This is a genomic window from Methylosinus sp. Sm6 (assembly GCF_019802345.1).
Taxonomy (GTDB): domain Bacteria; phylum Pseudomonadota; class Alphaproteobacteria; order Rhizobiales; family Beijerinckiaceae; genus Methylosinus.
In genome coordinates this window covers 1-12,075 of the sequence record NZ_JAINDZ010000032.1, presented here as the reverse complement: position 1 = coordinate 12,075, position 12,075 = coordinate 1, and the positions used below count along the sequence as shown (strand labels likewise).

Sequence of the window (12,075 nt, the reverse complement as noted above, 5' to 3'; positions counted from 1 at the left end):
CCTCTCAAGATGAGGGGGCTGTTCTTTTTGACCTGATCGATCGCGAACCGATCATCCGGAAACCGTATGAGATCGACAAGCGGCCGCGCCGCTCAGCGAGAGGCTTCGCCCCATGCTCCGCTCGACATATATCGTCATTCTGCTCGCGGCGCTGGAAGGCGCCGCCGGCGTCGTTCTGTCGGCCGCCGCCGCGCACGTGGAGGCGAGCCCGCTGCTCGACACTGCGAGCCGCTTCCTGCTGATTCATGCCGCCGCCGGCCTCGCGCTCGCCGCCGTCACGGCGACGGCCGGAGCTTTTTCGCGCTGGCTGCTCGGGGCAAGCTTCGCGATGCTCGCCGGAGCGGCGTTGTTCTCCGGCGACCTCGCCGTCCGGGCCTTTGCGGGGACGCGGCTCTTTCCCTACGCGGCGCCGATCGGCGGATCGCTGCTCATCGCCAGCTGGGCCGCGCTCGCAGTGTTCGCGCTCGTCGCCGCTATTCGCGCCGACCGATAGCGTCGGCCCGGCGCGCGAGCCCGCTCGACGCTCCCTCCCCAGCCCTCCCCCGCTTCGCGGGAGAGGGAGCAGATTCGGCGTTTCATCGAAGGTTCGCGAAACTGGATTAGAGCGCTTTCCGATCGAACGGAATCGTTCGATCGATCAGAATTCGCTCAAACTAAAGAATGCTCTAGGGCCGCCGGCCGGAGGATTTCGCGCCGCTGTTTTGCGGGCGGCTCGCGCCGGACGGCTTTGCGGGACGCGCGCCGGCGGCCGGCTTGCCATGCGGCTGCGCGCGGCCGGCGGGCTTGCGGCTCCCTTCCGGGCGCTCATGCGGGCGGCGATGCTCTTGCGGCGCGCGCCGCGGCGCCCGCTCCTCCTGCGCCGGCTGCGCGCTGCGCCGGTCGATGACCGGCAGCGACTGCCTGGTCGATTTCTCGATCGCCCGCAGCAGCGGCCGCTCGCTATTGTCGCAGAGCGAGATGGCGGCGCCGCCGGCGCCGGCGCGCGCCGTGCGGCCGATGCGATGCACATAGGCCTCGGGCGTCTCCGGCAGCTCGAAGTTCACGACGTGAGTCACGCCGTCGATGTCGATGCCGCGCGCGGCGATGTCGGTGGCGACGAGAGCGCGCGTGCGGCCGCGACGAAAATCATCGAGCGCGCGCAGGCGCTGATTCTGGCTCTTGTTGCCGTGGATCGCGGCGGAGCCCACGCCATGCGCCTCGAGATGCTGCGAGACGCGATCCGCGCCGCGCTTGGTGCGCGTGAAGACGATCGCGCAGGCGAGCGCCGGATCGGCGAAGAGCTCGACCAGCACGTCGCGCTTGGCCGCGCCATCCACCAGCAGCACGCGCTGGTCGACGCGCTCGGCCGTCGTCGCCGCCGGCGTGACCTGCACGCAGACCGGATCATTCAGCATATCGTCGGCGAGAGACGCGATCTCCTTGGGCATGGTCGCCGAGAAGAACAGGTTCTGCCGGCTCTTCGGCAGGCGCGAGACGATCTTGCGGATCGGCGCGAGAAAGCCGAGATCGAGCATGTGATCGGCCTCGTCGAGCACGATCGTCCGCGTCGTGTCGAGCCGCAGCGCGCCGCTCCCGATGTGATCGAGCAGGCGCCCCGGCGTCGCGACCAGCACGTCGAGACCGCCCGCGAGCATTTTGATCTGCGGCCCATGCGAGACGCCGCCGACGATGACGCCGACATTGAAGCGCGCGAAGCGGCCATAGGCGCGAAAGCTGTCGGCGATCTGCGCGGCGAGCTCGCGCGTCGGCGCGAGGACCAGGGCGCTCGTCGTCTGCGGCGCGGGACGACGCCGTTCGGCGATCAGGCGGTGCAGGATCGGCAGGGCGAAAGCCGCCGTCTTGCCGGTTCCGGTCTGGGCGATGCCGAGCAGATCGCGGCCCTGCATGAGCGGGGGGATCGCTTGCGCCTGAATAGGCGTGGGAGCAACATAACCTTCTTGCGCGAGCGCGCGCAGAATGACCTCGGCGAGGCCGAGATCGGAGAATTTTGTCACGTGTCGTCTTTCGATTGGATCGAATCCGACGCGGTTCGCCCACGGAGATTCGACGTTGAGAGGGAGACTCGCCCCGCGTATCAGGCTGTCCGCTTGAAAAGGATGTGCTCGACAGAACCTCGACCCACGGGATCGATCTACGCGACCGGAGCATCTCATGCCGCAATGCAGCGATGCTGCTGATAGAGCGAGCGCCGAGCTTTGTCAAATCGGCCGAGCGGCCGCGACCGATCGGCGGCGCAGGTCGCGCGAGCGCGGCTTCTACGCGGAGGCGCTTGCGTTTCTGCACGCACCCGCCCGCACCTGGACAGGCGCCGCATTCGGCCCCACGATGACGGCGATGGCCGGGACGAGGGAACGACGCAACGCGATCGCGATGGACGATCGGCGCGGGCAGGCGGCCGACGCCCTCGCGGGCCGCCGCGTCCTCGTCGTCGAGGACGATCCGTTCATCTCGTCCGCGCTCGAGGATATGCTGCGGGAGCATGGCTGCGTCATCGTCGGCGCGGCGCGCACCGTGGCCTCGGCGCTGCATCTCGCCGCCAGCGAGCAGATCGACGTGGCTCTGCTCGACGTGAGCGTCGGCCCGGAGCGCGTCGACCCGGTCGCCGAGCTGCTGGCCGGCCGCGACTGTCCGTTCATCTTCACCACCGGCTATGGCCGCGCCGGCCTGCCGGAGGCGCACGCCTCCCGGGCGATGATCGAGAAGCCCTTCTACGCCGACGAGGTGATCGACGCGCTGCGCTGCGCGCTGCGACGATCGGCAAAGGCGTAACCAAAGGGCCTCGCCCGGGTTGCCGAATGCGCGACTGCGCCATGTATGAGGGTGTTCCCTCGCCCAGGCGCATCCGCCCGGGCGCGTCAGCGTAGGTGCGTCATGCTTTCGCGTGTGTTGCGAGCGCCGGCCGGCCCCCTCCGGCGCGGGGTGGTCCTCGTCGCCGTCATCGTCCTCGCCGCGACCTGCGCGGCCGGCGACCTCTCGGGCGCTCTCGCCCAAGATTTTTTCCAGGAGCTGTTCGGCTCGTTCGCACAGCAGAATCAGCCACGCTTGCGCGAGGCCCGCGCGCGCCATGCGCCGCGTCACGCTCTGCGTCAATGGCGGCGCGCCGCTCGGATCGCGCCGGCGGCCGCTTCTCCCGTCGAGCCGCAGCGCCCGCGCCACGCCCTGCCTCAGACGCAAGAGCGCAACGCCGTCGCCGCGCCGCCGGGCGGGCTGCAATCCTACTGCGTGCGCGATTGCGACGGCTATTTCTTTCCGGTCGGCGTCTACACGGGCTCGGCCGACACGGCGAGCCACCAGCGCGCCTGCAGCAGCCTCTGCCCCGGCGCCAGCACGAGCTTGTTCGTCCTGCCGACAGGCTCCGACAAGATCGAGGACGCCGTCGCCGCGCACGGCCGCGGCTCTTATGCGCGCCTGGCCGCCTCGCTGCGCCGGCGCGCGGATACGGAGAAGGACCCGAGCTGCGCCTGCCAGTCCGAGGCTGCGCAAGCTCCGACCAACGCGCTGTATCGAGACCCGACGCTGCGCCGCGGCGACGCGGTGATGACCGATCGCGGCGTCCGGATTTTCCGCGGCGCCGGGCGCTTTCCTTACACGGATGCGGACTTCCGCCCGCTGTCGCAAACGCCCGACGTGCCGGCGGGCATGCGCCGCAAGCTCGCCGCGCTCGATCGCGCGGCAATGCGCGGACGCGCCCCCGAGCGCCGCGCCGCCGGCGCGCCGAGCGAACACCGCAGCCAGAGCGGAAGCGGCCGCCGCCGCCGCCGGTGAGTTCGACGCATCGCTAGAGCGAATTCTGATCGATCGAACGATTCCGTTCGATCGGAAAGCGTTCTAATCAATGCGCGCATCCTCCTCTTCGGAGCCGGCCGCGCCCGCATGCGGCCGCCGCTGCGGCGCCCGCGACCAAGGCCGGTCCTCGTTCGGCCCGCGCGCCATGCGCCAGACGACGCCGCCCGCCTCGAAGCGGAGCGTCACGGCGCCGGTCTCGGCGAGCTTGCGACGGTCGAGGACGATCGCCGCGCCGCAGCCGGCGGGCGCATCGAACGGCGCGACCACGATCGCCACGCGCGCGCAATCCTCGATCAGCGCGCGACGGTCGAGCAGCAGCGCGACCCTGCGCCCGTCCACGGTCGTCGTCACGCAGCCCAATTCGTCGCAGGCGACGCCCTTGGCGTCGGCCGGCGCGCGCGGATCGGCGTCGGCGCGCAGCCATTGCTCGCCGATGAACGACAGCTTGCCGCGCCCGACCAGCGCCAGCTCGCCGCTCGGCCGCCGCACCGCCGCGGCTTCGCCCGACGGCGCGACGGCCATGTCGAAGCCGTCGCCATTGGCCGCGCCATAGAGGCCGATCGCGGCGAAGGGAATGGCGGTGGCGCGCAGCAGCCAGCTGCGCCAGATCACCAGCGACAGCACGGCGAGCGCGAGAAACGCGAGGGCGAAGGGCGCGAAGCTCCGCACCGGCAGGCTGGCGCCGGGCGCGGCGGCGATGACCCCTGCCATGCGCGTGACGAGATCGATGCCGAAGCCGAGATAGGCCCAGACCGGCGCGTCGAGCCCGAGCGGATAGAGCATGGCGCCGAACAGCGCCGCCGGCACGGCGAAAAATTCGATGATCGCGAGCGTCAGCGGATTGCCGATCAGCACATAGGGGCTGAGCTCGTGAAAATTGCCCGCCATGAACGAAGCCGTCGCCGATGTCGCGCAGAAGGTCGCGAACAATGGCGCGCCCGGCCCGCGCAGCAGCAGCTCCGCGAGAGTCTCGCGCCGAGGGTCGGCGCGCGGGCGCGACGTCGAGACCGACGGCTCGCGGCGCCGCTGGACCATCGCGCCGCGCGCCTCATAAACGGCGACGAGCGCCGCGACCGCCGCGAAGGACAGTTGAAAGCTCGCGCCGAGCAGCGCCTCCGGCTCGACGGCGATGACGAAAAACACCGCGAAGGCGAGATTGCGCATCGACAGCGACGGCCGATCGAACAGGATGGCGATCAGCATCACCGAGGTCATGACGAGCGCGCGCTCGGTGCCGACGCGCGAGCCGGTGGCGATGTCGTAGAAGATCGCGCCGAGAATGGCGAGCGCGGCCGACCATTTCTTGATCGGATAGTTCAGCGCCAATGTGCGCGACAGCGCCAGCAGCCGGCGCAGGCCGACGAAAAAAATTCCGGCGACCAGCGTCATCTGCACGCCGGAGATGGTGATGATGTGGAAGATGCCGGCGCGGCGGATCAACTCCTTGGCCTCCTCGCCGAGAAAATCGCGCTTGCCGGTCACCATCGCCGCGGCGATGGCGCCGGTGTCGCCGCCGAGTCCGTCGTAGACTCGCCGCGCGAGATCATTGCGCAGACGATCGACGCCGGCGAAAAATCGCAGCGACAGCGGCGGCGGATCGGGCGGCGGCATGATCTCGATGCGGCCGAGCGCGTTGCCCACTCCGCCGAGACCGGCGAAATAAGCGTCGCGCGCGAAATCATAGCCGCCGGGGAGCGCCGCATGGGCGGGCGGCAGCACGCGCGCTTTCAGCGCGACGAAATCGCCGGCGGCGAATTTCGCATCGCCACGCGTCGTCAGCCGCACGCGCCGCGGCCGCGCGTCGCCGGGCAGGCCCTCGGCGCTTGCGACGCGCAATATGAAGCGCGCGCCGGCGGGGCGCGGATCGAGCTCCTCGACGAAGCCGGTGAGGAAGCCGACGCCCGCGCGCGGAACGATGGGCGCGTCGACGCGCGCGGCGCGCCACGCCGCCGAGACGAATCCGCCCGAGAGGCACGCGAGCGCGAGACACAGCGCGCGCGCGGCGCGATGGCCGCGCAGCAGCGCGGCGAGCGCGGCGACGACGGCGAAGGCGCCCGCCGCAACGGCGAGGGAGGGCTCGCGGTCGGCGGCGAAATAGAGCAGCGCGCCGGCGCCCGCCGCGACCGGCAGCCACAGGAACGGCCGCCGCAGCGCGATCTCGCGCTCGACAGCCGCGCGGAAGGCGCAGATGAACGCCGCGCGCGCGCCGGAGAGGGCAGGCAGCGCCGCTTCCCTCGCCCGCTCGGCCGCGCCCGCCGCCCTCGCGCCCCGACCCGCCACCGCAACTCCAGATAACGCGATACAAGCGCGCTCATGCTAGACCGATCGCGGCGACCGGGGATAGGGGATAGAGGCGTGGATCGCGCTCCCTCGCCCGGCTGCGTTCCCGATGGATCAGAACGCCGTCGTCAGCCGCGTCAGCCACTCGGGCGAAGCGGCGACGAGGGCGGCCTCGAGCGGCTTGTCGAGATGCGTCGCGACGGCGAGGCCGATCGAGGCGAGCGCGACGCCGAGCGCGGTCTTGGCCCATTTGCCGCCGGCCATCAGCCGCTCGCGCCAGCTCATCGAGGCGCGTCGCGACAGCGCGCCGAGCGCGATCAGCGGCGCCCCGGCGCCGAGGCCGAACAGCGCCATGGTGACGCCGACCTCGCCGAGGTCGCGCCCCTGCGCGGCGAGCGCCGAGGCGGCGCCGAGCGTCGGCCCGACGCAGGGGCTCCACACCGCGCCGAGCAGCAGCCCCAACGCGAACTGCCCCTCGAGCCCGTGCGTGGAGAAGCCGCCGAAGCGGCGCTCGACGAAATCGCTGATTGGGCCGCCGGCGGCCGCGAGCCGCGCCTGTAGAGCCGGCACGGCGAGCACGACGCCGATGACGATCATCAGCAGCGCCGCGCCGAAGCGGAAGCTGTCGCCGTCTATGCCGGCGCCGAAGCCGAGCATCGCGACGACGAGGCCAATGGCGACGAAGGACGAAGCGACGCCGCCGGCGAGCGCCGCGGGCCCCAGCCTGTGCTCGCTCGCCGCCGCGCCGAGAATGATCGGCAGCAGCGGCAGCACGCAGGGCGAGAGCACCGACAGCAGCCCCGCCACGAAGGCGAGGCCGGGCCCGGCGAGATCGGCCGCGCTCATTGCGTCCTGTCCAGAAGGGCGGCGATCGCCGCCTCGCCCGTCTCGCCGGTGGAGCGGCCCTTCTCGTCCTTGCCGTGATAAGCGATCAGCGTGCTCTGCATGCGTGCGCGAAAGCGGGCCAGCGCGTCCTTCTGGCTGTCGAAATCGACAGTGAAGACCTGCAGTCCGGCGAATTTCTCCTGCGCCTCCAGCTTTTCCAGCACGGCCGACTGCGCCTTGCAGGTCGGGCACCAGGGCGCGTGAACCTCGACGAGGATCGGCCCGCCCGCCGCCTGCGCGGCGTCGAACGCCTTCGCCGAATAGGCGTGACGCTCGGCGGCGGAGAGCGGCGCGGAGATCAGCGCGGCGATGGCGGCGAAGGCGAGAGTGTGGCGAGAGCGCATGGCGAAGTCCTCAATTGGCGTCTGCGTCCGGCGGCGGACCGCCGGCGAAGCGGCGGCGGGCCGCTCCCTCCTCATCTTCGCGCGCCGGAGCCGAAGCGTTACGCGCGGCCGCGTCGAAATGCGCAGGGGGCGCGCGACTTGAAACCAAGCCTCGCTCCCGCCATCTGATGGCCGACCCCGCCCCTGTCCCTCCTGCCGAAAGAAGGCTCCACCATGCATGTCGACATCGCCGCGGCGGACGCCGCCATCGCCGCCGCGCGCCAGCGCGCCGCCGAGCTCGGCACCAAAATGTGCATCGCCGTCGTCGATTCCGGCGCCGATCTGAAGGCCTTCCATCGCATGGACGACGCCTGGGTCGGCAGCATCGACATCGCCATCAAGAAGGCGAAGACCGCCGTCTTCTTCGGCATGCCGACCGGCGAGATCGGCAAGCTGTCGCAACCGGGCGGCCCGCTCTATGGCATCGAGCATTCGAACCAGGGGCTCATCACCTTTCCCGGCGGCCTGCCCATCGTCGACGAGAACGGCGTGCTCATCGGCGCGATCGGCGTGAGCGGCAGCTCGGTCGAGAACGACCATGCGGTCGCGGAGGCCGGCGTCGCAGTGGTCGGCGTCAGCGATCTGCCGGCGCATCCCTGGCGCACCTGAGAAGACACGCGCGGGCGCCCCGCCGCGCCGTCGCGAGCGGGTGGACAAGGTCGTCCAGGACCGCCGCGGCCTCCGTTGGCCACGGCCTTTGTGAAAAAGCGCATTCGGAAGACGCGAGGTCCCGGACGCGGTCCGCCTGTTATTTTACACCGCCTCCGGAGCCAGGGTTGTTTTCCGCCTCTCGGGTAATCTATCCCCGCGCGACTCTCGGACATTCAGGCCGGCTTTCGCCTTTGTCTCCAAAGGCCCTCCGCACGAAGGAGAAGCCGGACCGGCGGAGGAGCGATCGAGCGCGCCGACGGGGGCAGCCGTCCCGCGTCTCTCGAAAACCGCCCCCTCGCCGGCCCCGCGGCCCGGGCGAAGCCCTTGCCGTTCGGCGAGGGTGACGGAGTATAGGAATATTTTCTTGTGAGTGTCAAGGGAGCGCGGCGCTCAGGAACACCGGCGGCACGCCGCCATTGACTGGACACCGCCGCAGGCGGTGCGCTTCGCGCATCTCAACTTCGAACGCCTCTCGCGCAATGCTGTGCAATTCACTGGGGAATCTGTGGCCAGGGTTGGGCGTCCTCGACTCAGCCTTGCGCAACCGTGGACTCGACGCCATGCTCGCGTGAGAGTGGAGGACTTTCGTGACTGGATTGGATGTGAGCGGCGAGCCACCGATTAACAGCGGGACAAGCCTGCAAAGATGGATCGACGCTCTGCCGGTCCAACGGCAGCGGCAGGCCGCCATAGTCATCGCAGCACGAGCGACGCTTCGCATGCTGCCATCGGTGGGTCAGTTCGGCGACGCAGGCCCACATTCGATTTCGCCTCAGTATGAACGATTGGCGCTAGCATTGTTTTGGGCCACGGCTTTGGCTCGGGCGGCAGGCAGATATCCGACCCACGCTGATGGCCTCCCGGTGGCCAAAGCCTCTAAATCAGCCAAAGTCGCCGGTAATTTTGGCTCCGAACAAAACTGGTTCGCCGGAGACGCCGCCGGCTACGCCGCTCGCCTCGTCGGAGTTGTCCACGTCCCGTCCGAGGGCGCCAGCGAAGCCGCCGATCATGCCGCTGGCGTGACCAGCCGCTTCGACGCCGATCGCTCGTTTTGGCGTTCATTGTCTGCCGACGTCGACGCGCTCGAAGAGGGCCGGTCGGCGTCAGAAATCTCGGGCGATCCTCTCTGGCCGCAGGGCGCGCCCGACTGGGCGAAAAAACATTGGACGCGCTGGCGCTCGCTCGTCGCGGAGGAACATTGGCGGCCGTGGCTCGACTGGTACCAACGGCGCCTCGTGGGAGAGGAATTGTCCGAGGAGATCGAGCTTCTTTTCGCGACGCTTCCGGTCGACCCGCGAGAGAAAGACCCCGCCGAGCAGAATGCGCTGCTTGCGCAGGCAATCGCGCGGCTGACAAAAAGCGCGACAAAGAATATGCTGGAAATTGCTGAGATAGCAGACTCGGTCGACGCAGAGATCGTGCGTCCTCCTGGCTTGCGCCAGACACCCAATCTTCCCCGACCTAGGCCAGCCGCGATCGAGCCGATCGCCGCGGACGGGAAAATCCGCCTCCGCAACGGCCCGATCGGCGCCGATCTCGATGCGCGCGCGCTCAATGCCGCCCTGCGCGCGCTGAAGCAGCAATTCGCTGATCTCGTCGACAGCCTCGAAGCGGAATCGAACATCGACAGGCGGGCGACCGCATCTCTGCGTCGTCTGGTTGACCGCATCCCGACGAAACGGCCGACTCAGGAGCAATTGTTCCGGCTCGCGCATGAGCAGGAAAAGCTCGAAGCTTACGCCGCGAGCGTCGTCGCCGAATGGCCGAGCACGCTCGCCGCCGATTATCTCGCGGTGACTCGCGCTTTCGATAGCACCGTGCGACAGTTTCCGAAATGGCGCGAATTCAAAGCCAACGCCGAAAAGGACCGGCTGACCGCCGAGCAGCGCGAGGCGACGCCGCGCATCGCCGCCGAATTCGCCGATGCTCTGCGCGAAACGGAGGCCGCGGAATTCGTCGAGCAGGAAATCGCGTCGATCGTGAGCGAGATGGCGAGCCGCCTCGCCGCGCAGCGCGATGCGGAAACCACGTGCGTCGATCCGATCGCGGCCGGCGCCGATCTCTTGGCGGAAGACCTCGTCACGAGCATGGAGAATGTGGTCAAGGCGATTGCTGAAGCGGCAATTTCTCCGATGGTCGGTGTCGCAGGCACGGCGAAGCGCGCAGGAAAGAAGTTCGCGAGCCATGCCGATAAGAGCGTCGTGAGAGAAGCGGGCAAATGGGGCGACGCTGTCGGCCCGGCGCTGACGAGATGGGCCAAGCGCGCGCTCCCTGGCGCGAAAGTAGGCGGTGGATGCGGCGCCGTTGCATTGGTTATCGATAGGCTCACGCACACGTTCCCGCAAATCGGCGATTGGCTGCAGCACGTCGCCGCTTGTCTGTTATGAACGAGCCGCTCGTCCGCTCGCCGGGCCAATGGAGATTGCCGCAATACTCTCGCAAGCACGGGCGCGTCCCTCTCCCAGAGGGAGAGGGTGGCCGCGGAGCGGCCGGGTGAGGGGCAGCGGCGCCGGGCGCGCTCGCGTAAAGCGGGGTTCCCCTCATCCGACCCGGCTTCGCCGGGCCACCTTCTCCCGCGCGCGGGAGAAGGGAAGCGCTCGGCCGGGATTGATTTTTTGCGGCGCCGGTCAGCAGTAGGTGGGGTTGGCGGTGCAGGTGTCGCTCATCAGCCGGCCGATGTTGCCGGATCCGTAAGAGCCATAGGTTTCGTTGTATTGGGAATTCCGCCCGAAATAAGAGGCGCCCTGGCGATTGAAGTCGATGCTGGACGAGCCATAGCTCGTCACGCCGACGATAAATTGCCTCGAAGAGGCTCCGGGCGACGACGAGGCCGGGTCGAAGACCGGCGGCGTGCCGAAATTGATCAGCCAGGGCCCGCCGCTGGAGCCGCCGGCCTGCGCCGAGCCGATCTGCGTGTTCTTGAGGTTTCCCGAGGCGTAATACCAGCCGACGGCGTCCGTGCGCTCCATCTGATAGCCGCCGTCCAGCGCGGACGAATAGCCGAGCTGCGTGATCTGCAGGACCGTCACATTCCCGAGCAGAGGCGACGGCTTGTAGGAGGGATCGTTCCAGCCATGGCGGTACCAGCCGAGGACCTTGCCGGCGAGAACCCCGTTCTTGGGCGCGACGAGCAGCGTCGCGATGTCGTCGTTGCAGACGACGCCGCGCTGCGCGCAGACATCGGTTCCGTCGATGTAGGTGGCGAACGTCCGGGCCGACCCGGCGCTATAGCAGCCATAGGCGCCCCCGTCGGCGGACGTGTTGGCGGGACACCAGACCCAGCCGCTGTACCAGCCCTTCGAGCCCTTGCCGAAATCGAACACGCAATGCGCCGCCGTGATCAGCACGCCGGGCTTCACCAGCGACGCCGTGCACACGGCGACCTCCGCGCCGACCTTGAAATACAGCTTTCCTGTCGCGCGGTACGGAAAGCTGGCGACGGGCGTGTTCGCCGCCGTCGTCGAATTGCCCAGAGTCTGCACCGCGACGCGGGCCGTGGTGTAGGGCGCGGTGGATGCGCCATAGGCGGAGGGAGCGGCGCCGGGCGACGACTCGCTTTCCTCTTTGAGCGCCGGCTCTGCGCTCGGAACGGAATTCGGCGCGGCCTTTTCGGCGTCCTCGAAAATCTTCGGAGCGGCGAGCGGCAGGACCGACCGATACGGGCCGCGAGGCGGAGTCGGATTGCCCGTCGCGGCCGGGGCCGAGGATTTCGGGCTTTCGGCCGTCCCGGGCCCTTTGCCGGCGGACGCCTGCGCGAGCGCATCGCCGCAGATGATCGGCACCGCTATCACGACGATGCGCGAAACGGCGAAACGGCGTCCAGGGAAAGCAGTCATTGTCGGCGTCTCCGAAAAAAATGAGATGAAATCTCCGCCTCGACCTATTCGTCCCGAGGCGGCCCGCTCGAAGAACTTCGATGCGGAAAACTCTCTAGTGGCATGCTTCAGCCGATTTGACAGGGTGAAAGGGCGAGCCTCTCAGGCTCGCTCTCGAAGCCCATCAAATTCGATGACGGATCGTGTCCCAGAGCGTGGTGTAGCTGGATCGAGGCGGACACTGGGATTTCCGGCTTTGGCCGGCAGGATCAGGC

At 69.1% G+C, this 12,075-nt stretch carries 10 protein-coding genes; 4 read left to right on the top strand and 6 right to left on the bottom strand.

The window, feature by feature from the left end; genetic code table 11:
• Positions 1-112: 112 nt before the first annotated feature.
• A complete protein-coding gene (locus K3F48_RS18285) occupies positions 113-493 on the top strand; it encodes a DUF423 domain-containing protein (protein WP_222576869.1) in 381 nt (126 codons plus the stop codon).
• Between the two features lie 172 nt (positions 494-665).
• On the opposite strand, the gene K3F48_RS18280 is transcribed toward K3F48_RS18285, so the two are convergent.
• Positions 666-1,994, bottom strand: a complete 1,329-nt coding sequence (locus K3F48_RS18280) for a DEAD/DEAH box helicase (protein ID WP_222576868.1) — start codon at positions 1,992-1,994, stop codon at positions 666-668.
• 376 nt (positions 1,995-2,370) lie between these two features.
• On the opposite strand from K3F48_RS18280, the gene K3F48_RS18275 reads away from it, so the two are divergent.
• Both K3F48_RS18275 and K3F48_RS18270 read left to right on the top strand, forming a co-directional pair.
• Complete coding sequence (locus K3F48_RS18275; RefSeq protein ID WP_255609340.1) at positions 2,371-2,769, top strand: response regulator; 399 nt, start codon at positions 2,371-2,373, stop codon at positions 2,767-2,769.
• Between the two features lie 102 nt (positions 2,770-2,871).
• Positions 2,872-3,765, top strand: coding sequence for a DUF2865 domain-containing protein (locus K3F48_RS18270; protein WP_222576866.1), 894 nt, complete (start codon positions 2,872-2,874; stop codon positions 3,763-3,765).
• A 63-nt stretch (positions 3,766-3,828) separates the two neighbouring features.
• Here K3F48_RS18270 and K3F48_RS18265 read toward each other — a convergent pair whose 3' ends face one another.
• The 3 genes from K3F48_RS18265 to K3F48_RS18255 form a co-directional block, all read right to left on the bottom strand.
• The gene (locus K3F48_RS18265; RefSeq protein ID WP_222576865.1) at positions 3,829-6,066 is read right to left on the bottom strand and encodes a ComEC/Rec2 family competence protein; all 2,238 of its coding nucleotides are present in this window, start codon (positions 6,064-6,066) and stop codon (positions 3,829-3,831) included.
• Positions 6,067-6,180: 114 nt separating this feature from the next.
• On the bottom strand, positions 6,181-6,912 hold the full coding sequence (locus K3F48_RS18260; protein ID WP_222576864.1) for a cytochrome c biogenesis CcdA family protein: 732 nt from the start codon (positions 6,910-6,912) through the stop codon (positions 6,181-6,183).
• Positions 6,909-7,295: a thioredoxin family protein gene (locus K3F48_RS18255; protein WP_222576863.1), complete on the bottom strand. Its 387-nt coding sequence runs from the start codon at positions 7,293-7,295 to the stop codon at positions 6,909-6,911. The genes K3F48_RS18260 and K3F48_RS18255 overlap by 4 nt, the downstream gene beginning before the upstream one ends.
• A gap of 213 nt (positions 7,296-7,508) precedes the next feature.
• Here K3F48_RS18255 and K3F48_RS18250 point away from each other — a divergent pair, with 213 nt between their 5' ends.
• Positions 7,509-7,943: a heme-binding protein gene (locus tag K3F48_RS18250; RefSeq protein WP_222576862.1), complete on the top strand. Its 435-nt coding sequence runs from the start codon at positions 7,509-7,511 to the stop codon at positions 7,941-7,943.
• A 1,145-nt stretch (positions 7,944-9,088) separates the two neighbouring features.
• On the opposite strand, the gene K3F48_RS18245 is transcribed toward K3F48_RS18250, so the two are convergent.
• Positions 9,089-10,351, bottom strand: a complete 1,263-nt coding sequence (locus K3F48_RS18245; RefSeq protein WP_222576861.1) for a hypothetical protein — start codon at positions 10,349-10,351, stop codon at positions 9,089-9,091.
• 261 nt (positions 10,352-10,612) lie between these two features.
• Complete coding sequence (locus K3F48_RS18240; RefSeq protein WP_222576860.1) at positions 10,613-11,821, bottom strand: serine protease; 1,209 nt, start codon at positions 11,819-11,821, stop codon at positions 10,613-10,615.
• Positions 11,822-12,075 lie beyond the last annotated feature (254 nt).